The sequence below is a fragment of the Dietzia lutea genome, assembly GCF_003096075.1.
GTDB lineage: Bacteria > Actinomycetota > Actinomycetes > Mycobacteriales > Mycobacteriaceae > Dietzia > Dietzia lutea.
Genome location: NZ_CP015449.1, coordinates 693,039 through 715,022, shown reverse-complemented (window position 1 = coordinate 715,022; position 21,984 = coordinate 693,039). Strand labels below are relative to the sequence as shown.

Here is a 21,984-nt window from a genome sequence, read left to right as displayed (position 1 = left end):
AGTAGCGATGTCCCCCTCACCCGCCCGCCAGCCCGCCGTCTTCATCGGCCACGGCGTCCCCCTCAACGCCCTCGAGGTCAACGAGTGGACCCGCTACTGGGCCGCGCTCGGCGACTCGCTCCCCGAGCGCCCCCGGGCGGTGCTGGCCGTCTCGGCGCACTGGTACATCAACGCCACCGCCGTCACCGCGATGAGTTCACCGCGCACCATCCACGACTTCTTCGGCTTCCCCCGCGAGCTCAACGAGTTCGAATACCCCGCCGCCGGCGCACCCGAGCTCGCGGCCGAGGTGGCCGAGGTCGTCAAGCCGACCTGGGTGGGCGCCGACCTGGACTCGTGGGGCCTCGACCACGGGACATGGTCGGTGCTCGCACACGTCTTCCCCGACGCCGACGTGCCGGTCGCCCAGTTGTCGGTCGACGCCACCAAGCCGGCGAGCTACCACTTCGAGCTGGGCACGAAGCTGGCCGCGCTCCGCGACTCCGGCGTGCTGGTCCTGGCCAGCGGCAACGTCGTGCACAACCTCGGCGCGGTCGACCCGTCTCGCGGCAACGCCGGCACCGACTGGGCGCACCGCTTCGACGACCACGCCCAGGACCTGCTGACCTCGCGGCCCGAGGACGCCCTCGCGTTGCTCGAGCATCCGGACGCGCAGGCGTCCGTGCCGACCGCCGACCACTTCCTGCCCCTGCTGTACACGGCCGGGATGGCCGCCGGGACCGGCGAGACGCTCGACGCCTTCAGCAAGGGCTACGCGTGGGGCTCGGTGTCCATGACCAGCTACCGCTCCGCGGCCTGACGCCGCCGGAGGCCGACCGCGCCGGGTCAGTCGCGCACGCGCTCGGCGAGGTGCCCGGCCAGCGGTAGCAGCACGGCCAGGGACAACCACGACCACTGCGCGACGGCCGCCCCGAGGGTCAGGGCGATCACTGCCGAGACGAGGAACACGGCGGGCGCGACCGCCGCGGCGGCCAGCCGGGCCCCGTTCTCCCGCGCGGACGTGGGCCGCCGCTCGAGCCCGGCAGTCCGCCCGAGCTGGTAGACGGCCGCCTGCGCGACGGCGACGCCCGCGATGTTGAGCGCGTAGAGCACGGTCGGCAGGGCGAGATCCGACGTCTCGGGATGCGTGATCGCGTCGGTGGTGAACGGCACGAGAATCACCAGTCCGGCGGCGGCGAGGTTGGCGACCATCATGGCCCCGGTGATCCCGGTCAGCGCCTTGAACACGCGCACGTTGACACGCCACAGCCCGCAGATCACCACGAAGCTCAGCACCACACCGAAGAGCTGCTGTCCCAGGCCGGACTCCGCCAGAGAACCCACGTCGCGCCACGCCTCCGGCCCGGGCAGGTCGACGTTCGCGATGAGCAGCGTCACGGCGAAGCCGTAGATGGCGTCGAAGAAGGACAGCCCGCGGTCGAACTCCGACGACTCGCGGCGCAGGACCTCGTCGTCGTCCCCCTCCCGACCGGCGTGCGCACCCTCCACCGGCCCAGCATGCCCGACCGACGCACCGGCGCGGCCGGGTTCGCCGGACCGACGGGTCAGCAGTTGCGGTCGAACACCAGTCGCAGGCCCTCGAGCGCCAGCTCGGGCTCGACGTCGGTGATGGTCCGCGACTCCTCCGCGACGACGTCCGCGCGCAGCCCGGTGAGCACGACCGACGCGTCGGCCAGCTCGTCGACGTCGGTGCGCAGTCGGTCGACGAGGGCGTCGATCTGGCCGGCGAACCCGATCACGATCCCCGCCTGCAGCGCGGCGACGGTGTTCTTGCCTAGCGCGCCGCGTGGCCGCACGACCTCGATCTTGCGCAGGAGGGCCGTGCGGTCGGCGAGGGCGTCGACGGAGATGTCGATGCCCGGCGCGATCGCCCCGCCGAGCAGCTCGCCGCGCGCGGAGACCGCGTCGACGGTGGTCGCCGTGTCGACGTCGACGACGACGACGGGCCCGTCGAACAGGTGGTGGGCGGCCAGCGCGTTGACCACGCGGTCCGAGCCCACCTCCCGCGGATTGTCGACCTTGAGCGGCACCCCGGTCTTCACCCCGGGCGCGACGACGACGGCCGGCAGCTGCGACCAGTAGTCGGCGGCCATCCTCCGGAGCTCGCCCGTGACCGACGGGACCACCGACATCGCGGCGATGCCGGTGAGCTCCTGAGCGCAGTCCCCCAGTAGTCCGCGGATCGTCAGGGCGAGCTCGTCGGACGTCACCGCCGGGGAGGTGCGCATGCTCCAGGTGCGCTCGAGCGGGCCGCCGCCGGGGTGGAAGACGCCGAGTCGGATGTGGGTGTTACCGACGTCGACGGTGAGCAGCATGTCCGGTCCGTGCGGGCTAGACGGCGGCCGGCTCGGGCACGCGTGGGTTCTTCAGGCCCGACCCCTCGGGGACGTCCGCCGGGTCGGTGCCCTCGGTGAGCATGCGGTTCTCGCCATCGACGAACACGACACGCGGGGAGTAGGCGCGGGCCTCGGCGTCGTCCATCTGGGCGTAGGCGATGATGATGACCAGGTCGCCGGGGTGGACGAGGTGCGCGGCGGCGCCGTTGATGCTGATGACCCCCGAGCCACGCTCGCCGGTGATGGCGTAGGTGGTGAGACGGCTGCCGTTGTCGATGTCGACGATGTCGATCTGCTGTCCCTCGAGCAGGTCGGCGGCGTCCATGAGGTCGGCGTCGATCGTGCAGGAGCCGACGTAGTGCAGGTCGGCCTGGGTAACGGTGGCACGGTGGATCTTGGAGTGGAGCATGGTGCGCTGCATCTACAGGCCTTCCTTCAGGTCTTCGGCCATCTCGGCCTGCTGGGCGGCGACGGTGGCCTCGGCGGCGGCGAGGAAGCCGGTGCCGATGGCCACCCCGACGTTGTCGATGAGTCTGGTGGTCCCGATACGGGCGGCGACGAGGAGCCGGCCGGGGCCCTCCTCCGGCGGTTCGCCGAGGTCGGCTCCCCGCAGCTCGAGGTAGTCCACGGAGATCTGGGGACGCTCGCCCAGGACCGCGCGGGCGGCGTCGACGACGGACTGCCGTCCGCCCTTCGCCGCGAACGTCCCGGCGACCAGGGCGGCGTTGAGAACGGTGGCGAGTTCCCGCTCGTCGGCGGAGAGGTAGCGGTTGCGGGAGCTCATGGCCAGACCGTCGGACTCGCGGACGGTCGGCACCCCGACGACGCGGACGTCCATGTCGAGATCCGCCACCATCTGACGGATGAGCACGAGCTGCTGGTAGTCCTTCTCGCCGAAGAACGCCTGGTGCGGTCGGACGATGTTGAACAGCTTGTTCACCACGGTGAGCATCCCGGCGAAGTGGCCGGGGCGGGCCGCGCCGTCGAGGATCTCGCCCGTCGGGCCCGGCTGCAGCGTCGTCCGCGGGCCCTCGGGGTACATCGCGGCGGCGCTGGGCGCGAAGACCAGCTCGACGCCGGCGTCGGCGAGGCGGGCGACGTCCTCGTCCAGCGTCCGCGGGTAGGCGTCGAGGTCCTCGCCGGGGCCGAACTGCAGCGGGTTGACGAAGATCGACACGACCACGACCGAGCCGGGGGTCCGCCGGGCGGCCTCGACCAGCGCGAGGTGGCCCTCGTGGAGCGCACCCATGGTGGGCACGAACGTGACCTGCCTGCCGACCTTGCGCAGCGACTCGGTGACCGCGCTCAAGGTGGACGGGTCGTGGTGGACGGTCAGCTCGCCGCGGTTGTAGCCGGTGGCGGGACGGCCGGGCACCGCGGTGCGCACCGCATACGTCGTGGAGGTCATCGAAGCTGCTCCGTGAGGTCGGGGGCCAACAGGTCGGTCACGTCGGGGCCGGCGCCCACGCGGTCGGCTGTGCGCAGGGCGAGTGCCCGGTACCCGGTGGCGATGCCGCCGTCGACGTCCTCGAGGGCGTCGAGGTGGCGGGAGACGGTGACGGCGTCCCCACGCATCACGGGCCCCGTCAACGCGGCGTCGCCGGAGGCCAGGACGTTGTCGAGGGCCGCCCGCAGCAGCGGCTCCAGCGTCCGGCGGGCGAGCGCCTCCGCGTCCGCGCCGAGCATGCCGTCGGGATCGCCCTCGACCGCCCCGCCGGGCAAGACGGAGAACGAGGCCGCGAGCGCCTCGGCCGCGTCGTTGACGAGGGTGACCAGGTGGTTCGCGCCGTGGGCGAGGGCCGCGTGATACAGCGCGCGGTGGGACTCGGCGACCGTGACGGGCAGGCCGCCGGTCTCCATGACCAGCATCTGGCCCACCACGAGGCCGACCTCGTCCGGCGAGGTCAGCGCCCACGAGCAGCCCTCCATGCGGTCGACGTCGGCCGAACCGCCGGTGAAGGTCATGGCCGGGTGGGCCGCCACGACCACCGCGCCGGCGTCGGCAGCCGGGCGCAGGACCTCGGCGCCGACCGCGCCCGCGACGTGGACGACGATGTGGCCGGGCCTGAACGCGTCCGCCTCGGCGAGGTCGGCCACGACGCCGGGGAGTGCGGCGTCCGGCACGGCGAGGATGAGGAGTTCGCCGGCCGCCGCGACCGCGGCGGGATCGGCGATGCGGGCTTCGGGGAGGCGGCGCGCGGCGAGGTCGCGCGAGCGCTCGGAGCGCGCGACCAGCGCGGACACGACGTGGCCGCGGCGCTCGAGGGCGGCTCCGACGGCGGTGCCCACCCGGCCGGCGGACACGAGGCCTATGGACAGGCGGGCAGGGGGTGTTCCGGTGACGCCGTGGTCGGACATCTCAGGGGTGCTCCAGTGCTCGATCCGTTCCAGGCCCGCTCACTGTCGGCAGGTCCCGGACATCTCGCAGGGAAGAGTAGTCCTGTGGACGGGCCGAAGCAGTATCGAGTGGCGCACCTCACAGAACCGGAGGAGCCGCTCGCGCGTCAGTCCTCCGCGCGGCGCCGGCGATGGCTCGGCTTGGGCGCGTCGCCCTCCCCCAGACGTGCCATGAGTTCGGCCACCGACAAGCCGCGGCCCTCGCCGTGGCGGCTCGACGGCGCCGACTCGGAGGCGGGCTGGGACGCGGGCCCGGGAGCCGACGCCGGCGCGGGCTCCGACGTGCGCCGCGGCTCGGACGTCGATTCGGCCTTCGCAGCGGACTCGCGCTTCGGCTCTGTCTGCGGAGCAGGCTTCGACCCGGTCTTCGGCGCGGCCGCCGGGCCGCTCGAGCTCGGGTCACGGGACGGCTGCCCGGCCACGGGGCGCACGGCGGGGCGACGCGACTCACCGGTCGGCGAGTCCGCGGCGGCCCCACGTCCGGCGACCGGGGAGAGCCGCTCGGTGCGCTCGGTGCTCGGGGTGGCATCCGGCCCGACCCCGGCCACCGACGGCTCTGTCGGGGACGGCTCGGTCGGCGACGAGGGACTCCCCGGCTGCGTCGACCGCGTGAACGGCGCGGACTGGCCGGGCCGGTCGGAGGTCGTCTTCTCCCCGGACGATTCCGTGTCAGCGGAGGTCCTCGCGCCGACCCGCGGCGGCGTCATCCCGGGGGTACGACGGCGGGGCGCGACCCGCTCCGACGGGACGGACGGCAGGGACGATCGCGCGCCGAGCTGCCCGGCGGCGCCCGGGCCGCCCACGGCGAAGCGGTCCTCGGGGAGGCTGACCCCCAGCGCCGACAGCTGCTCGCGCAGCGCGGCGATCTCCTGACGCAGCGCGAGCACCGAGTCCTCGGTCTCGGCGCGGACGCTGGCGCGCAGCTCCTTCTCCACCACCAGTTCGTGCTCCCGGCGGGCCGAGATCTCACGCTCGAGCTGGAGCTCGTAGACGGTGTGCAGGTCCCGGACCCGGGCGGCCTCGGCCGCGGCCTGCCTGCGGTAGCGCGCCACGAGGAACGCCCCGATGAACGCCGCCCACAGGGCGGACAGTGTCCCGATCCGCATCCACACCGGGTTGTCGGAGAAGACCATGACGACTGTGGCGATGAGCGCCAGGACCAGCAGCACCCCCAGAGCGATGCTCGCCAGTCCGCGATCGTCGCCGCGCGCGGGGCGAGCTGACCGGGGCTTGTCCATCGCGCCGTCGGAACTCATGCCCCGCATGATACTCAGAGAATCACGGGTCACACAGGTAACCAGCGCGTGTCCGCTCCAACGGGGCCGACGAGAGTCGGGTCGCCAGGCGGGATCTCACCCGCCGGTCCCGCACGGCCGGCTCAGGCGGGTTCGCCCAGTCCGCCGTTCTCGTCGTCGTCGGGCGGGGTCTCACACGCCGACTCCAGGAACAGGCCGGCCCCCACCAGGACCGCCCCGGACACCAGGACGGCGAGGGACGCGGGCAGCTCCGCCGACGCGGCCGCCAGCTCACCCAGGCGCGGGAGGAAGAACAGGGCCAGCCCCGCCCCGAACCCACCGGCGACCGCCCCGAGCACCGCCGAGGCCTGCCCCAGCGCCGCGCAACGGGCGATGGTGAGCGGGTGCATCTGACTACGGTCCTGCCCGACACCGCCGTCCGAGATCGCCGCGCGGATGCGGATGGCCAACAGGACGTCGACCGCCGCGACCACCAGCAGCGTCACCCAGCCGAAGCCGATCGGCGGCATGGATCCCAGGAACGCGTCGACGAGGACGTAGGCGGCCACCGCCGCGACGAGCGCCACCAACGCGAGGGTCGACTTGGCCACCCGCGTCATGACGGCGACACCCGGCCCTGAGGAGCGAGGGCCCCGGGAAGCCGACGCACCGCGGAGACGTCCGCCGGGTCGAGCGCCGCGAGGTGGTCGGTGACGGGCACGCCGGCCAGGCGGGCGTCGGGATCGATCTCCAGCCACGGCACGAGCACGAAGGCGCGCTCGGCCGCACGCGGATGGGGAAGGATGAGGGCCGGATCGTCGGAGACCACGGTCTCGCCGTCGACGTCGGCGGTCACCACGTCCACGTCGAGGGTCCTCGGCCCCCACCGCACCTCGCGGGTGCGGCCGGCCGCGCGCTCGCGGGAGAAACCCCACTCGAGGACGTCGGCCGGAGTGCCGGAATGCTCCACGACGAGAGCGGCGTTGAGGAAGTCGTCCTGCTCGACGCCGCCCCACGGCGGGGTGGCGTAGACCGAGGACGCCGCGCGCAGGATCCCGTCGGTGGCCGCGGCGTCCACGACGCCCCGCAGGAGCCCGAGGGCATCGCCCTGGTTCCCGCCAATCGACAGCACCGCCCGGCAGCTCACCGCTCGCCCCGCTCGCGACGGTTCCCGCCGCCGCGCGAGCGCCGTGCCACGACGGCGACGTCGGCGAACTCGGCCGGGATGGGGGCCTGCGGCTTGTGCAGCGTCACCTCCACCGCGTGGGCGTCGGGGGCCATCTCCATGATGCCGTCGGCGATCCGCGAGGCCACCGTCTCGATGAGGTCGCAGGACGGCCCGGCGACGACGTCGCGCGCGAACAGCGCGAGCGCGCCGTAGTCGACCGTGTCGGCCAGGTCGTCGGAGGCGGCCGCGGCGGTGAAGTCGGTCCACAGGACGAGATCCACGAGGAAGTCCTGGCCGTCCCGCTTCTCGTGGTCGAAGACCCCGTGCGTGCCCCGCACCCTCAGTCCGCGGAGTTCGATGCGGTCGGCCATCAGCGCGCTCCCGCGCGTCCGGCCGCCCACGCCGCGGCGACCCGCACCGCGTCCGCGCTGGGGGCGACGTCGTGGACGCGCACGGCCCACGCACCGGCGGCGGCCGAGAGCGTGGTGATCGCCGCCGTGGCCGGGTCCCGGCCCGACACCGCGCGGGGCCGCCCGTCGGGCTCCGGCAGGAGGGAGCCGAGGAAGCGCTTGCGGGAGGCGGCCACCAGGACCGGGAACCCCAGATCGACGAGCCGGTCGAGCCCGTGCAGCAGCGCCCAGTTGTCCTGCCCGTTCTTCGCGAAGCCGAGGCCCGGGTCGAGGACGATGTCCGCGGCGTCGATCCCCGCCGCGAGGGCGGCGTCGGCCCGGCGGGCCAGGTGGTCGCGCACCGCGCCCACGACGTCATCGCCGTAGTCGGCACGGCCACCTGCACCGGCCCGGTACTCGTCCGGGGACACCCAGTGCATGAGGATGACCGACCTCCGGTGCTCGGCGACGACCCGGAGCATGTCGGGGTCGGCGAGCCCGCCGGAGACGTCGTTGATGATCGCCGCGCCCTCCTCCATCGCGCGGGCGGCGACCCGGGAACGCATGGTGTCCACCGAGACCGGCGCGAAGCCGCAGACCTCGCGGACGAGCGGCACGACGCGCTGTTCCTCGTCGGACTCCTCGACCCGCAGCGCGCCGGGCCGGGTGGACTCGCCGCCGATGTCGATGAGGTCCGCGCCCTCGGAGACCATTCGCCGGGCGTGCGAGACCGCGTCGTCGAACACGAGATGCCGTCCACCGTCGGAGAAGGAGTCCGCCGTGACGTTGAGGACCCCCATCACCGCGCAGTGCTCCGGGCGGGGCAGCCGACCGGGCGCGCTCACGTCCCGCGCAGGAGGCCGAGCGCCTCCGCCCTCGTGGAGGCGTTGGACCGCATGATGCCGCGGACGGCCGACGTCGTGGTGACCGCACCCGCCTTGCGGATCCCGCGCATGGACATGCAGAGGTGCTCGCACTCGATCACCACGAGCACGCCGGAGGGGTCGAGCTTGTCGACCAGCGCGTCGGCGACCTGACTGGTGAGGCGCTCCTGCACCTGGGGGCGCTTGGCGTAGAGGTCGACGAGGCGGGCGAGCTTGCTCAGGCCCGTCACCGCGCCCGACTGCCCGGGGATGTAGCCGATGTGGGCGACCCCGTGGAACGGCACGAGGTGGTGCTCGCACGTCGAATAGATGGGGATGTCACGCACCAGCACGAGCTCGCGGTGATCCTCGTCGAAGGTGCGGGACAGCACCTCGGAGGGGTCCGTGTACAGGCCGGCGAACACCTCGCGGTAGGCCCTCGCCACCCGGGCGGGCGTGTCCTGCAGGCCCTCGCGGTCCGGGTCCTCGCCGACGGCGATCAGCAGGTCACGGACAGCGGCCTCCGCGCGGGCGGCGTCGAAGACCTCCCCCGTGTGCCTCGAGCGCGCATCGGCGGGGGGTATGTGGTCAGGGGTCGTCATCAATCCTCTTCTCGCACGAAGCGGCCGCGGCGGTCAGTCCTCACGTTCCCACGGCGGTTGCCAGTCGGGGTCCTTGTCCTCACGGCGGTGCGAACCACCGCTCGGGACGTCGGAGTCGGTGTCGCGGGGGACGTCGTCCGTGTCGCCGTCTCCCGCCCGGGACCAGGCTCGGTTGGAGGGCTCGGCGGAGTGCTCGCGGCGGTCGCCGCCCTCGGGGCCGCCCCACCCGTCGGTGGGTCGACCGTTCACGGGCGCGGCGGGCAGACGAGTGGTCTCCGCCCCGCTCGGCCCACGGTCACCGTGGTGGGCGGGCTGGCGCGGGGGCCAGCCCGGCGCCGACCAGCCCGGGGGCGGCGGCGTCCCGTAGGCGGGGATGCCGGACGATCCCTGACCGCGGTCGGGAGCTCCCGGACCGCCGGGCACACCGGCGGGGGCGCCGACGCCGTTGCGCTCGTCGCCCGGCCGGTCGTGGGCCCGCGAGTCGCCGTCCGACTCGCGGTCGCCCGCCTCGCGACCGGTCGGCAGGATCGGCATCGCGAACGGGTCGGTCACCGGCGGGGGCCACGGCTCGCCGCGCTCCTTGGCCAGTTCGCCCGGGGTCTTGATGGGCGGCCGCGTCGACGGGATGCGGCCACCGAAGTCGTCGAACTCGGTGATCCGCGGGCGCTTGACCACGTCCGCGAAGAGCCTCTCGAGATCGTCCTGGCGCAGGGTCTCCTTCTCGAGCAGTTCGCCCGCGACCGCGTCGAGGATGTCGCGGTTGGCCTCGAGCACCTGCCACGCCTCGGTGTGCGCGGCGTCGATGATCCGGCGGACCTCGTCGTCGATGATCTTGGCGACCTCGGGCGAGTACTCCCCCGCCGCGGAGCCGCCGCGGCCGAGGAACGGGTCCCCGCCCTCGCCGCCGTACTTCACGGCGCCGAGCTTGGCGCTCATGCCGTACTCGGCGACCATCGTGCGGGCGATGCGGGTGGCCTGCTCGATGTCCGAACTGGCCCCCGACGTGGGCTCACCGAAGATGTACTCCTCGGCGGCGCGGCCACCCATCGCCATGACGATCCTCGCGATCATGTCAGCGCGCGTCATCAACGACTTGTCGTCCTCGGGGACCACGAGGGCGTGACCGCCGGTGCGGCCGCGGGCGAGGATGGTGACCTTGTGGACGGGTTCGAGGTCCTCCATCGCCCACGCGGCCAGGGCGTGGCCCGACTCGTGGTAGGCGGTGACCTTCTTCTCGTGCTCGCTGATCACCCGGTGCTTCCGGCGCGGGCCGCCCACCACGCGGTCGGTGGCCTCCTCGAGGACCTCGATGTCGATCTCGTCGCGGCCCAGACGCGCCGCCAGCAGCGCGCCCTCGTTGAGCACATTGGCCAGGTCCGCGCCCGACATGCCGATGGTGCGCCGGGCCAGCGACGTCATGTCGACGTCCGCCGCCAGCGGCTTGCCGATCGAGTGGACGGCGAGGATCGCCTCACGGCCCTTGAGGTCCGGATTGGTCACCGGGACCTGACGGTCGAACCGGCCCGGGCGCAGCAGCGCCGGGTCCAGGACGTCGGGCCGGTTGGTCGCGGCGATGAGGATGACGGTCGAGCGGTCGTCGAACCCGTCCATCTCCACGAGGAGCTGGTTGAGGGTCTGCTCGCGCTCGTCGTGGCCACCGCCGGTGCCCGACCCGCGGTGCCGGCCGACGGCGTCGATCTCGTCGACGAACACGATGCAGGGCGCGTTCTGCTTGGCCTTCTCGAACAGGTCACGCACACGCGAGGCACCGACACCGACGAACATCTCGACGAAGTCCGAACCGGAGATGGAGTAGAACGGCACCCCGGCCTCGCCCGCGACGGCGCGCGCGAGCAGGGTCTTACCGGTGCCGGGCGGGCCGTACAGCAGGACACCGCGCGGGATCTTGGCGCCGAGGCGCTCGTACCGCGCCGGGTTCTGCAGGAAGTCCTTGATCTCGTTGAGCTCCTCGACCGCCTCGTCCTCGCCCGCGACGTCCGCGAACATGGTCTGGGGCATGTCCTTGGTGAACTCGACGGCGCGCGACTTGCCCACACCGAACAGTCCGCCCTTGCCGCCCTGCATCCGGGACATGAAGAAGAACAGCAGCCCGAATAGGATGAGCATGGGCAGCAGGAACGACAGCATCTGCGACAGGAAGCCCTGCTGGGTGACCGCGGTGTCGTACTTCTCCGGCTCCGCGGCGGCCACCCGGTCGAAGATCTGATCCGCGGCCCGCTCCGGGTACTTGGCGAGGAGCTGATCGGTCTCCTCCGCACCCTCCTCGGGCGTGATCGGGTTCTCGAGCGTGAGCCGCAGCTGCTGCTCCCGGTCCTCGATCAGCGCTTCCCTGACGTTGCCCGCGTCGACCTGCGCCAACGCCACCGAGGTGTCGACCTCGGCGAAACCGCGGTCGTCGTTCGCGAAGAACGAGAACCCGACGATCGCCAGGATGATCACGCCCGCGATCGCGACGTTGCGGAAGACGGTGTTGCTCTTGCGTTCCATTCGGCCCTCGTGTGGAAGGACGGCCCAGCCGGTCGGAGGGCCCGGTCGTGCACCCGACGTCGTCGGTATCGCCCCAGGCTACCCGCCGGCACCGACACCCCACCCCGATGATCGCCACGGGCGCACACCCCCGCCGTCGTACGATCGGGGCCGTGACCACCGATCCCTCGTCCGCGACCGCGACCGCGGAGGCCGTGCGCACCGGCGTCACCGGCGCGCTGGAGACCCTCGACGCCGCCTTCGACCGGGTGGACGATCTGAACCCGTCACTACGCGCCTTCACCACCCTGCTGCGGGCGGACGGCCGGGCGGCCGGCGCCGCCGTCGACGCCAGGACACGGGAGGCCCGCGCACGACTCCCACTGGCGGGGGTCCCGCTCGCGATCAAGAGCACGGTCACCCTCGACAACCCCGTGGTGGCTCCCCTGCTGGCGGCCGGCGCCGTCCCGGTGGGTGTGACCGCCGCCCCGCAACTGTGCACGTGGGGGATGACCGATTCCGACGCCCACGGCATCACCCGCAACCCCCGGGACACCGCGCTGTCGGCCGGAGGGTCCTCGGGCGGCTCGGCCGCGGCCGTGGCCTCCGGCATGGTGCCGCTCGCGGTGGGTGACGACGGGATGGGCTCGCTGCGCATCCCCGCCGCGGCCTGCGGGATCGTCACCATCAAGCCCGGGCCCGGTGTCGTGCCCACGCGTCTGTCCGGGGACAACTGGGGCGGCCTGGCCGAATCCGGTCCGCTGGCCCGGACCGTCGGGGACGTCGCGCTCGCCCTGTCGGTCATGGCGGGCCGCCCGGAGCTCGCCAGCATCGGCCCCGTGCCCGGCGGGACCCGCGTCGGCCTGTCCGTCGCCAGCCCGATACGGCTGGGCCGTGATCTCGTGCGCGTTCACGCACCCTGGGTTCGCGCGGCGCGGGAGGCCGTTTCACTGCTGCGCGCCGAGGACCTCGTCGTCGTCGACACCTCCCTGCCGTCCCCACGCGACCCCGTCCTCTACCTGGCGCGGTGGACCTCCGCCGTGGCGCGCGCCGCCGAGGAGGAGAACCTCCCCCTCTCGGCTATGGAGCGTCGCACCCGGCACCACGCCCTGCTCGGTCGGACCGTCTTCCGGCGCGGCGGCGCCGGCGACGGTGACACCCGCTGGAACCGCGGCGTCCGGGCGCTCCGCGCGGACGTCGAGCGCGCCATGGACAGCGCCGGGGTCGACGTGTGGCTGACCCCGGCACTGGCCGACGTCCCGCCCGAGGCGACCGACTGGCACCGGCGATCCTGGGGGCGCTCCCTGTGGGCCTCCATGCGGTTCTCGCCCTTCACTCCGCTGGCGAACGTCCTGGGCTGGCCGGCGGTCTCCGTACCGTGCGGCAGCACCACCACCCAGGCGGGACGGCCCCTGCCCACCTCGGTCCAGCTGGTAGGGCGACCCGGCTCAGAGGCGACGCTGCTCGCCCTCGCGGCCGTGATCGAGCGGGCGACCGTCAGCGAACGGACCCCGGGCGAGGCCGGCGCTTCCTGACGCTCGGTCTCCTGACACTCAGTCCTCCGGCAGGTCGGCGAAGCGCTTCTTCACGTCGCGGTACCACCCGAGCGACTGCCTGGGCCGACGCCACCTGCCCTTCATGTCCTCCCGCGCCGGCACGTGCGCCTCGTCGCCGGCCCGGACGCGCTCCTTGAGGTGGGCGTCCTGGGCGCTGATCACGTCGTCCGCCGTCTCGCCGTGGTGCGCCAGGTCGCAGGGCCCGCCCAGGTCCTTGCAGGTCATGGTCTTCATGCGGAATTCGTCCTCTCGGGTCGTGGCGGTCGCCGATCGCACCGCCTCACCTCGTTGACGAGCGGCGCGCCCCGGATGTGACCGCGGCGCTCACCCCGTCTCGCCGCCGGGCGCTCACCTCCGGTCGCCGCCCCGACGCCGGCGCAACCCGGCGAGCACGTCGGGGTCCGCGCGGAAGGCGATCCGGCGGACCAGGCCGTCGGTGACCAGGAAGTCGAACGCCACCCGGGCCTCGCCGCGGTCGAACCACGCCGCGCCCGGTCTGTCGTGGACGAAGACGGGCAGCGCCGCGGCGGCCGCGCCGTTGAAGAACTCCGCCACGGCGTCGCGGCCGTCGATGCGCGACGGGGTACCCACGCGCACGGCGACAGGGTCGCCGGTGACGACGACGTCCGGCGCGAGGAGCTCGAGGAGGCGGGTGAACTCGCCGTGTCGGGCTGCGGCGAGGAAGGCGTCGACGACGAGCCAGTCCGCCTGCTCGCCGGTGTCGCCCGCCCCGGTGATCTTCGCGCGGGCCCTCGACGCCACTTTGCGCGCCGTGGCCGGGAGGCAGTCGAGGATGTCGGCGACCGTGGCGAAGTCGACCGAGAACAGGTCGTGCAGGACGAAGGCCACCCGCTCCGACGGGGTGAGGCGGTCGAGGACGACATGCAGCGCCGCACCCATCGAGTCCGCGAGCACCGCCTCCTCGGAGGGGTCCGGGTCGACGGAGGCGCGGTCGGTGGAGGCCCGGTCGATGGAGGCGCGGTCGATGGAGGCGCGGTCGGGGTGTTCTGGGTTGCCGGGTTCGAGCGGCCGCGGCACCGCCGCCTTGAGCCGGTCGAGGCACAATCGCGTGACGACGGTCGTGAGCCAGGCGGGCAGTGAGTCGATGGTCGCATCGTCCGCGCGGGCGAGGCGCAGCCAGGCCTGCTGGACGATGTCCTCGGCCTCCGCATGGTCCCCCAGCAGGCGCCCGGCGATCCGGACGAGTCGGGGCCGCTCGCGCTCGAAGCTCGTCACCACGTCCACGCCCGTCCCCCTCTCACCCCACGCACGCTCCCACCATAAAGAAAAACCGTCAAAGCGCCGGCCCGGTCGGCGACCTCCGGGGATGATGAAACCGGCTACGGAGGCGACGCCGATCGCCCGGTGCCATCAGCCGGATCGCGCCGGCGCCGCCCACCACAGACCGGCCGCCCCCTGACGGGGAGCCGTCGACAGTAAAGGACGAACAATGGGAAGTCTCGCCACCCTCGCCGCCGGATCCGCCGAGTTCGCACTCGACTCGGGCTCCACTCTCGCCGACATGGGGACGAGACTGCCGTCGCTGGCGCTGTCCTTCCTCGCCGCACTGCTCGACGGAATCGCCGTCGACCTGGTGGCCAGCGTCGCCGACTGACGCGCAGAACCGGGGCTTGACTAGACCAGATAAAAAGAGCACCATCTTCGGCGGGGGGTTTATGTGAGTTATCTCACAAATGGTTTCGTCAAGCCGGACGGGGCGTCCGGCTGCCAGCCCCTCCTTCTCCTCCTCTAGGAAGGACTCCGTTATGGGCAGTCTCAGTGAATTCGCACAAGGCTCAGCCGCTTTCGGGCTGAACTCTGGCTCCACCATCGCAGATTTCGCCACCAATCTCCCCGCCCTCTTCCTCATGATCCTGGATTCGGTTGGATTCGGCGCGTCGGCCGACCTGACCGCCAGCGTCGGCGACGGCGGCGGTCCGCTGGGCTGAGGGGAAGCAGCCCAGCGGGAACATTCCAACACGCAGGAAGCCGCCGACCGGGAGGTCGGCGGCTTCTCTCTTCTGTCTGCGAAGTGGGCGGACCGGGACGCGGGGTCGCCTCACGGCGAGGGGCGCAACGCGGCTCCAGCCGAACGGAACTCCGCGAGGGCTGTGTGATTGAGCCCGGGGGACACTGCCGCATCCCGATCCGCCCAGTAGAACCACGAAGGCGGCGGATCTGTTCCCGCACACCGTCCGAGAGTTCCGCCACACTCCCCGGCGGCAGCGTCGACCGGCGCCGCCGGGGCCGGCTCAGACGTACTGCTGCACGATGCGGTGCTTGACCAGCTTCCCGGTGGGCGTGCGGGGCAGCTCGTCGACGAGGTCGAGACCGCGGGGGATCTTGAAGTCGGAGATCCTCCCCCGCAGGGAGTCGAGGATCTCGCGGGCGAGCCCCGGGTCGTCAGCGCGGTCCGCGGCGGGCACGACCACGGCGTGGACCCGCTCCCCCATCTCCTCATCCGGCAGTCCGATCACGGCGACGTCCTCGACGGCCGGATGCAGGACGAGGGCGTTCTCGATCTCCTGCGGGTAGATGTTCACGCCACCGGAGATGATGGTGAACGCCTTGCGGTCCGTGAGGTACAGGAAGCGGTCCTCGTCGAGGTATCCGACGTCGCCGAAGGTCGCCCAGGTGGGATGGTCGGGGTGGCGCACGGACGCCGTCTTCTCCGGATCACCGTGATAGGCGAAGCCGCCCTCGTCGTTCTGCCAGTAGATGGTGCCGATCTCGCCGGCCGGCAGCTCGTTGCCCTCGTCGTCGCAGATGTGGGCGATGCCCTTGAGTCCGTCACGCCCCACCGATCCGGGGCGCTCGAGTGCCTCCTGCGAGCTGATGAACGTGATGCCCATGCCCTCGGTCGCCGAGTAGTACTCGTGGATCACCGGCCCCCACCACTCGATCATGCGGCGCTTGACCTCGGGCGGGCACGGCGCGGCGGCGTGGATGGCGTGGGTCAGGCTCGACAGGTCGTACTTCGCGCGGGTCTCATCCGGCAGCTTGAGCATGCGCACGAACATCGTCGGCACCCACTGCGAGTGCGTCACCTTGTAGGCCTCGATGAGTCGCAGCGCCTCCTCCGCGTCGAAGCGGTCCATGAGCACCACGGTTCCGCCGACGGAGTTGACCACGCCGCAGAAGCGCAGCGGCGCAGCGTGGTACAGCGGCGCCGGGCACAGGTAGACGCTGTCGGCGTCGAAGCCGTAGAGGAAGCTGAAGACCGGCGTGTAGTGGTCGGCCACCTCGTCGATCTGCCCCTCAGGCGGGTCCACGCGGACGCCCTTGGGCCGGCCGGTGGTGCCCGACGAGTAGAGGAAGTCGTGGCCGCGCGGCTGATCCGCCGGAGGCTCGGTCGACTTGCCCTCGAGCAGCGACCGGTAGTCGTCGAACCCCTCGAGCGCGCCGCCGAACACCACACGGTGCTCGACGCCCGGGTGGGCCTCCGGGCTGAGGTCGACGTGGTCGGCGACCGGCGCGGAGACGAACAGGGCGCGGGCACCGCAGTCGCCGATGATGTACGACGACTCGTCCGGGGTCAGGTGATGGTTGATCGCGGCGATGTACAGGCCGGTCCGCAGGGCCGCCCAGTAGATCTCGAGCATCTCGAGCGTGTTGTCCGAGACCACGGCGATCGTCTCTCCGGGGCGCAGCCCCCAGTCGTCGACCAGGAGGTGCGCGAGCTGGGCCGAGCGGGCCTCGAGCTCGGCGTACGTGATCTGCTCACCCGTCGCGGGACGGATCACGGCGGGCTTGTCCGGGGTGATGACGGCGAAGGTTCCTGGATACATGTCCAGAGCGTAACCCCGTCATGTGACCTGCGTCACGGAATCGTTATCGCACTCCGCGGGTCCCCGGCGGCCGCATCTCCGCCGCAGGTCAGGAGTACATGCGCGGGTGCAGCTTGCCGATGTACGGCAGATCGCGGTAGCGCTCGGCGAAGTCGAGGCCGTAGCCCACCACGAACTCGTTGGGGATGTCGAAGCCGATCTCGAGGATGTCGAGATCCGCCTTGACCGCGTCGGGCTTGCGCAGCAGCGTGACGATCTCCAGCGAGCGCGGGTTACGGGTGCGTAGGTTGCGCATGAGCCACGACAGGGTGAGGCCGGAGTCGATGATGTCCTCGACGATGATGACGTCGCGGTCGGCGATGTCGCGGTCGAGATCCTTGAGGATCCGCACGACGCCCGAGGAGCTGGTGGACGAGCCGTAGGAGCTCACGGCCATGAACTCCATCTCGGACGGGATGGGCAGGGCCCGCGCGAAGTCGGAGACGAAGATCGCGGCGCCCTTGAGGACGGCGATCAGCACGATCTCCTTCTCGACGTCCGCGTAGCGCTCGCCGACGGTGGCGGCCATCTCGGCGATCCGCTCCCGGATCGCGTCTTCATCGAGGAGTACGGACTCGATCTCGTCCGCGTACTTGTCCGTGGTCATCTACGTCCCCACTCCACTCGCCCGCTCGTTCTCCAACACCACCTTTCCATGTCGGCGCCGGGCGACCAACCTGGCCGTCGGGCCCACCCCGCACGCCCCGGCAGGTCCGGTGCCACCGACCGCGACGCCGCCCTGTCCGCGCCAGTCCGTGACGAGCGCGGCCACCGCCGTCAGGTGTGCGTACGTCGGAGAAGTGACCCCCCGGGACAGCAGCCAGCGGCGCAGGACCCGGGTGAGCACGGCGGTCGGCAACCGCTCCAGTCGGCTCACGTCCAGTGCGCCGTCGTCGCCGACGGGAACGGCCTCGGCGAGGCGGTCGAGCTCGTCGTCGTCGACCCTCGCCAGTTCCGCGGTGCGCGCCAGTCCCTCGGCGACCCCACCCCCCAGGACGTCCTCGAGGAGCGGCAGTACCTCGCGGCGCACGCGCACGCGCGTGTACGTCGGGTCGGTGTTGTGCGGGTCGTCCCACCAGGTCAGGCCGAGGTCGCGGCAGGCGGCGCGGGTGTCGTCGGCGCGCACGCCGAGGAGGGGGCGGCCCCACGGCGCGTCCCACGCGGCCATCCCGCGCAACGACCGCGCGCCGGAGCCGCGCCCCAGGGCGAGCAGGACGGTCTCGGCCTGGTCGTCGATGGTGTGGGCGAGCAGCACGGGTCGGTCGCGGCGCGCGGCGTCGAGCGCGGTGTACCGCGCGGTGCGGGCGGCGGCCTCGGGGCCGGAACCGTCGGAGTCGACGACGACGACGAGGACCTCCGCGGCCGCCCCGAGCCCGCGAGCCGCGGCGGCCGCGCGACGGGCGACCTCGTCGGACCCGGGCTGCAGGCCGTGGTCCACCACGAGGGCCGTCACGTCGGCGAACTCGGCGACGGCCGCGGCGATCAGGGCCAGCGAGTCGGCGCCCCCGGACAGGCCCACGCACACCTCGTCGCCGACCTCGGGGTGGGCGCGCCGGAACGCCCGCACCGCGGCGCGCACCGTCCACGCGGCGCCGGTCCAGTCGCCGGCCACGGCCCTACCTGCACCCGCAGTCGCGCAACGCCGCCGCGATCCGGTCCAGCACCGGGCGGGCGACGGCGGGCTCGGTGCCCGAGGACAACAGGGCGAAGCTCATCGAGCGGCCGTCGGCGCTGGTCACGCTGCCGGCGAGGGCGCTCGTGCCGGCCAGCGTGCCGGTCTTCGCGCGCACCCACCCCGCGCCCGAGGCGGACGGGCCGCTGAAACGGTCGAGCAGGGTGCCCGAGCCGGCGGCCACGGGCAGCGTGTCGAGCAGGTCGCGCATCTCGCGGGTCGCGTCGGGCGCGGCGGCGGTGCGCAGGACGTCGGTGAGGGCGGTCGCGGAGAGCCGGTTGCCCGGACTCATGCCGGAGCAGTCGTCCAGGCGGACCCCGGACATGTCGAGGCCGCGTTCGGAGAGCGTGTCCACGACCGCGGCGGTGCCGGCGGCGAAGTCGGCCGGGCTGTCCGGGTCGCGGGCCAGGGCGACCTCGCGGCAGATCGTCTCGGCCAACACGTTGTCGGAGTAGACGAGCATCGAGCGGACCCGCTCGGTGAGTTCGGCCGACGACACCCGCCCCAGCTCGTCGGTCGTGTCGACCCTCTCGGTGGCGACCTTCACGCGCTCGGGATCGACGCCCAGTTCGCGGGCGAGCGCCCGGCCGGCGGCGAGTGCGGGGTCGGTGGAGCGGGGCGAGTACTCGTCGGCGGGGTCGAGGCGGCCGGCGTCGAGCATCCACGCCTCGATCGGCGCGATGTTGCCCGCCGGAATCTCCACCGGGGACCAGCCCGGCCCCAGGTCGGGGCCGGTGTACGGGCCCGGATCCACCACGATGCGTGTGGGCCTGAGGTCGGAGGCGCGGACGATCTCGGCGGCCTCGGCGAGCGTGGCCGAACCGGGGAACAGTGGGCCGGGCTCGTCGCCGCGGGACATGGTCGGGTCGCCGTCCGGGACCACGACGAGCGTTCCGGCCTCGGCGCCGCGCGCCAGGACCGTGTCGACGCGGGCGTCGCCGGGCAGCCTGGTGAGCGCGGCGACCGCGGTGAGCAGCTTGGTGGTGGAGGCGGGGACCTTCGGGTCCCTCGGGCGGCGCTCCCACAGCACCTGTCCGGTGGCGTCGTCGACCACGCTGGCGGTGAGGTCGCCCACCGCCGGCGCGGCCGCGAGGGGGCCGAGGATCCGCTCGAGGGCGGCCGGGTCGGGCATCGGCGCCGAGCCGTCGGCCGGGAGCAGGCCGGGGTCGACCTCGTCCGCGGCGTCGGAGGTGGCCTCGCCGATGATCGCGCCGCGCTGGTCGACGTCGGTGACCAGGGCCGCCGCCACGAGCCCGGCGACGAGGACGGCGACGACGACGAGCACGACCCCCGCCCGCCACACGAGCCCCCGCCCGCGCCACACTCCCCGCTCGGTCACTCGACCCACTTCCCGGACGCCCGCGCGTCCACCGCACCTGTCCATGTCGCCTGCTGCCGCCCCACGCTAGCGGCCCGCGTGACGGCGCCCACCCCCGACGCCGGTGGCGCCTACTAGAATCACCCCGAATCGCCCGGGAGAGCCGTCTCGGGTTCCGGAGCATGACGATTTGTGAGGTAGCCCGTGACCGTCGAAGTGACCATCGAGATCCCCAAGGGTTCGCGGAACAAGTACGAGATCCACCACGAGACCGGCAAGATCTACCTCGACCGGTTCCTCTTCACCTCGATGGGCTACCCGGCCGACTACGGCTACATCGACAAGACCCTCGCCGACGACGGCGACCCCTGCGACGCCCTCGTGCTTCTCGACGAGTCCGTGTACCCGGGCGTGATCGTCAAGTCCCGCGTCGTGGGCGTCTACACGATGTCCGACGAGGCCGGCGGCGACGACAAGCTGCTGTGCGTGCCGGACCTGGACCCGCGCTGGGATCACATCCAGGACATCGGCGACGTCCCCGACTTCGAGCTCAAAGCCATCGAGCACTTCTTCCTCCACTACAAGGACCTCGAGCCGGGCAAGCACGTCACCCCGGGCGAGTGGCGGGACAAGGCGCACGGCGAGTCGCTCGTCGCCGCGGGCCTGGAGAACTTCTCCGAGCACCCCGAGGAGAAGGCCGAGCCCTTCCGCGGCTGATCCGCGGCGCGGGGCGGCAGCCCGCGGCACGGGGCGCAGTTCGCGTCCCGGCGCCGCCGCCGTCCGGGCCCGACCGACCTCATCGAGAAGACAGTTCCGCCCGTATCGCCCGAGTGGCGATGTGCGGAACTGTCTTCTCGTCGGCGGCAGGGTGGCGGACGCGCGGTACCGGGGCCGAACTCGACCGGTCAGCGGCCGGTGAACTTGGCCTCGCGCTTCTCCAGCGTCGCGCTGATCGCCTCCATCATGTCGGCGGAGGCCAGGAAACCCGCATTCCACGTGGCCACGTAGCGGTTGGACTCGTAGATCGGCCCCTCGATCGCCCGGTTGAGCACCTCGCGGGTGCCGCGCACCACCAGCGGCGGGTTGTCCGCGATCTCGGCGGCCGTGGCGTGTGCCGAGTCGAGGACCCCGGCGGCGTCGTCGGCGACGTGGGTGACCAGGCCGTACCGCAGCGCGGTCTCGGCGTCGATGTCGCGGCCGGTGAGCGCCAGCTCGCGGGTCAGGCCCGAGCCGATGATGTAGGGCAGCCGCGCGAGTGAGCCCATGTCGGCGACGATGCCGACCTTGACCTCGCGCACCGAGTACGTCGAGTCCGCGGAGCCGTGGCGGACGTCGCAGGCCGAGATGAGGTCGATGCCGCCGCCGATGCAGCGGCCCTGCACTGCCGCCACCGTCGGCGTCTTGGCGGACGCGACGGCGTCGACGGCCCGGCGCATGTCCTCCACGGAGTCGAGGATGCGCTCGTTGCGGGACGCGTCCGGGGCCTTGTCCTGCGGCAGGAACTCCATGAACTGCGGCATCATCGCCATCAGATCGAGGCCGTAGGTGAAGTTGCGGCCCTCGGCGGCGATGACAGCCGCGCGGACGTCGGGATCGGCGTCGAGCTCGGCCATGACCCGGGGCATATCCGCCCAGAAGTCCGGGCCCATGGCGTTGTTGCGGCCCGGTCCGGTCAGCGTCACCTGGGCGACGTGCGGGTGCCGGGTGGCCTTCTCGACGCGGACGGACGCGTACTCACCGGAGGCGGACGAGGCGGCGGCTGAGGTGTCTGCAGTGCTCATGCGCTCAGCCTGCCAGAGCGACCCCGGCGACGGGGCGGCCCCTCCGCCCGGTCCCCGGTCAGGCGCGGGCGTCGGGCATGACGAACCACAGGATCACGTAGACGAGCAACTGCGGGCCCGGGAGCAGCAGCGAGGCCACGAACAGGACGCGCACCAACGCCGGGTCCAGGCCGAAGTAGTCGGCCAGGCCACCGCACACGCCACCGATCCAGCGGTCCTCGGATCGGGTCAGGCGCTTTGGCTGAGAGGCGGGTTCGTAGGTCATGGTGATCTCCTCGTCGTCGTCCTGTCCGGACGACCGGGGACGTGTTCCCCGGTGACCTCCACACTCCCCCGCCGCGCCCCGCACCACA

Annotated in this window: 25 protein-coding genes; 5 read left to right on the top strand and 20 right to left on the bottom strand. The window is 72.7% G+C overall.

The genetic code is table 11. From position 1 onward, the window contains the following. Positions 1-7: 7 nt before the first annotated feature. Positions 8-799 (top strand): 4,5-DOPA-extradiol-dioxygenase, encoded by a 792-nt coding sequence (gene ygiD / locus A6035_RS03210; protein WP_108846581.1) that lies wholly within the window; start codon positions 8-10, stop codon positions 797-799. A gap of 26 nt (positions 800-825) precedes the next feature. On the opposite strand, the gene A6035_RS03205 is transcribed toward ygiD, so the two are convergent. The 12 genes from A6035_RS03205 to ftsH all read right to left on the bottom strand — a co-directional run bounded on the left by A6035_RS03205 (position 826) and on the right by ftsH (position 11,498). Further along, positions 826-1,488 (bottom strand): TMEM175 family protein, encoded by a 663-nt coding sequence (locus tag A6035_RS03205; RefSeq protein ID WP_108846580.1) that lies wholly within the window; start codon positions 1,486-1,488, stop codon positions 826-828. A gap of 56 nt (positions 1,489-1,544) precedes the next feature. Beyond that, a complete protein-coding gene (locus A6035_RS03200; RefSeq protein WP_108846579.1) occupies positions 1,545-2,315 on the bottom strand; it encodes a type III pantothenate kinase in 771 nt (256 codons plus the stop codon). A gap of 16 nt (positions 2,316-2,331) precedes the next feature. After that, positions 2,332-2,757, bottom strand: coding sequence for an aspartate 1-decarboxylase (panD, locus tag A6035_RS03195; protein ID WP_108846578.1), 426 nt, complete (start codon positions 2,755-2,757; stop codon positions 2,332-2,334). Then, on the bottom strand, positions 2,758-3,744 hold the full coding sequence (gene panC, locus A6035_RS03190; RefSeq protein WP_108846577.1) for a pantoate--beta-alanine ligase: 987 nt from the start codon (positions 3,742-3,744) through the stop codon (positions 2,758-2,760). After that, on the bottom strand, positions 3,741-4,694 hold the full coding sequence (locus tag A6035_RS03185; protein ID WP_108846576.1) for a Rossmann-like and DUF2520 domain-containing protein: 954 nt from the start codon (positions 4,692-4,694) through the stop codon (positions 3,741-3,743). Before A6035_RS03185 ends, panC begins: the two co-directional genes overlap by 4 nt. Positions 4,695-4,840: 146 nt before the next feature. Further along, a complete protein-coding gene (locus tag A6035_RS03180; RefSeq protein ID WP_108846575.1) occupies positions 4,841-5,989 on the bottom strand; it encodes a DUF6779 domain-containing protein in 1,149 nt (382 codons plus the stop codon). Between the two features lie 122 nt (positions 5,990-6,111). Continuing rightward, complete coding sequence (locus A6035_RS03175) at positions 6,112-6,588, bottom strand: DUF3180 domain-containing protein (protein WP_108846574.1); 477 nt, start codon at positions 6,586-6,588, stop codon at positions 6,112-6,114. Beyond that, positions 6,585-7,115, bottom strand: coding sequence for a 2-amino-4-hydroxy-6-hydroxymethyldihydropteridine diphosphokinase (gene folK, locus A6035_RS03170; RefSeq protein WP_167400698.1), 531 nt, complete (start codon positions 7,113-7,115; stop codon positions 6,585-6,587). The genes A6035_RS03175 and folK overlap by 4 nt, the downstream gene beginning before the upstream one ends. Beyond that, on the bottom strand, positions 7,112-7,507 hold the full coding sequence (gene folB / locus A6035_RS03165; RefSeq protein WP_108849051.1) for a dihydroneopterin aldolase: 396 nt from the start codon (positions 7,505-7,507) through the stop codon (positions 7,112-7,114). The genes folK and folB overlap by 4 nt, the downstream gene beginning before the upstream one ends. Next, complete coding sequence (folP, locus tag A6035_RS03160) at positions 7,507-8,370, bottom strand: dihydropteroate synthase (RefSeq protein WP_482764226.1); 864 nt, start codon at positions 8,368-8,370, stop codon at positions 7,507-7,509. The genes folB and folP overlap by 1 nt, the downstream gene beginning before the upstream one ends. Further along, complete coding sequence (gene folE / locus A6035_RS03155) at positions 8,367-8,990, bottom strand: GTP cyclohydrolase I FolE (protein ID WP_108846572.1); 624 nt, start codon at positions 8,988-8,990, stop codon at positions 8,367-8,369. The genes folP and folE overlap by 4 nt, the downstream gene beginning before the upstream one ends. 33 nt (positions 8,991-9,023) lie before the next feature. Continuing rightward, on the bottom strand, positions 9,024-11,498 hold the full coding sequence (gene ftsH / locus A6035_RS03150) for an ATP-dependent zinc metalloprotease FtsH (protein ID WP_108846571.1): 2,475 nt from the start codon (positions 11,496-11,498) through the stop codon (positions 9,024-9,026). A gap of 152 nt (positions 11,499-11,650) precedes the next feature. On the opposite strand from ftsH, the gene A6035_RS03145 reads away from it, so the two are divergent. After that, positions 11,651-13,012, top strand: a complete 1,362-nt coding sequence (locus A6035_RS03145; RefSeq protein WP_244192524.1) for an amidase — start codon at positions 11,651-11,653, stop codon at positions 13,010-13,012. An 18-nt stretch (positions 13,013-13,030) separates the two neighbouring features. Here the strand turns inward: A6035_RS03145 and A6035_RS03140 are convergent, their stop codons facing one another. Continuing rightward, the gene (locus A6035_RS03140; protein WP_108849050.1) at positions 13,031-13,267 is read right to left on the bottom strand and encodes a DUF1059 domain-containing protein; all 237 of its coding nucleotides are present in this window, start codon (positions 13,265-13,267) and stop codon (positions 13,031-13,033) included. 114 nt (positions 13,268-13,381) lie between these two features. Then, on the bottom strand, positions 13,382-14,278 hold the full coding sequence (locus tag A6035_RS03135) for a sigma-70 family RNA polymerase sigma factor (protein ID WP_108846569.1): 897 nt from the start codon (positions 14,276-14,278) through the stop codon (positions 13,382-13,384). Positions 14,279-14,483: 205 nt separating this feature from the next. On the opposite strand from A6035_RS03135, the gene A6035_RS18180 reads away from it, so the two are divergent. After that, the gene (locus A6035_RS18180) at positions 14,484-14,648 is read left to right on the top strand and encodes a hypothetical protein (protein WP_159149477.1); all 165 of its coding nucleotides are present in this window, start codon (positions 14,484-14,486) and stop codon (positions 14,646-14,648) included. A 151-nt stretch (positions 14,649-14,799) separates the two neighbouring features. Further along, positions 14,800-14,982, top strand: coding sequence for a hypothetical protein (locus A6035_RS03130; protein ID WP_108846568.1), 183 nt, complete (start codon positions 14,800-14,802; stop codon positions 14,980-14,982). Positions 14,983-15,285: 303 nt separating this feature from the next. On the opposite strand, the gene A6035_RS03125 is transcribed toward A6035_RS03130, so the two are convergent. From A6035_RS03125 to dacB, 4 genes are all read right to left on the bottom strand, one after another. Continuing rightward, complete coding sequence (locus A6035_RS03125; RefSeq protein ID WP_108846567.1) at positions 15,286-16,821, bottom strand: acyl-CoA synthetase; 1,536 nt, start codon at positions 16,819-16,821, stop codon at positions 15,286-15,288. 88 nt (positions 16,822-16,909) lie between these two features. After that, on the bottom strand, positions 16,910-17,467 hold the full coding sequence (gene hpt / locus A6035_RS03120) for a hypoxanthine phosphoribosyltransferase (protein WP_108846566.1): 558 nt from the start codon (positions 17,465-17,467) through the stop codon (positions 16,910-16,912). Continuing rightward, complete coding sequence (gene tilS, locus A6035_RS03115; protein ID WP_108846565.1) at positions 17,468-18,472, bottom strand: tRNA lysidine(34) synthetase TilS; 1,005 nt, start codon at positions 18,470-18,472, stop codon at positions 17,468-17,470. Between the two features lie 4 nt (positions 18,473-18,476). Beyond that, positions 18,477-19,871 (bottom strand): D-alanyl-D-alanine carboxypeptidase/D-alanyl-D-alanine endopeptidase, encoded by a 1,395-nt coding sequence (gene dacB, locus A6035_RS03110; RefSeq protein ID WP_244192523.1) that lies wholly within the window; start codon positions 19,869-19,871, stop codon positions 18,477-18,479. A gap of 183 nt (positions 19,872-20,054) precedes the next feature. Here dacB and A6035_RS03105 point away from each other — a divergent pair, with 183 nt between their 5' ends. Further along, the gene (locus A6035_RS03105) at positions 20,055-20,567 is read left to right on the top strand and encodes an inorganic diphosphatase (RefSeq protein ID WP_108846564.1); all 513 of its coding nucleotides are present in this window, start codon (positions 20,055-20,057) and stop codon (positions 20,565-20,567) included. Between the two features lie 188 nt (positions 20,568-20,755). Here A6035_RS03105 and A6035_RS03100 read toward each other — a convergent pair whose 3' ends face one another. Together A6035_RS03100 and A6035_RS03095 are read right to left on the bottom strand one after the other, a co-directional pair. Further along, complete coding sequence (locus tag A6035_RS03100; RefSeq protein ID WP_108846563.1) at positions 20,756-21,631, bottom strand: crotonase/enoyl-CoA hydratase family protein; 876 nt, start codon at positions 21,629-21,631, stop codon at positions 20,756-20,758. A gap of 58 nt (positions 21,632-21,689) precedes the next feature. Continuing rightward, positions 21,690-21,896, bottom strand: a complete 207-nt coding sequence (locus A6035_RS03095; protein ID WP_108846562.1) for a PspC domain-containing protein — start codon at positions 21,894-21,896, stop codon at positions 21,690-21,692. Positions 21,897-21,984: the final 88 nt, after the last annotated feature.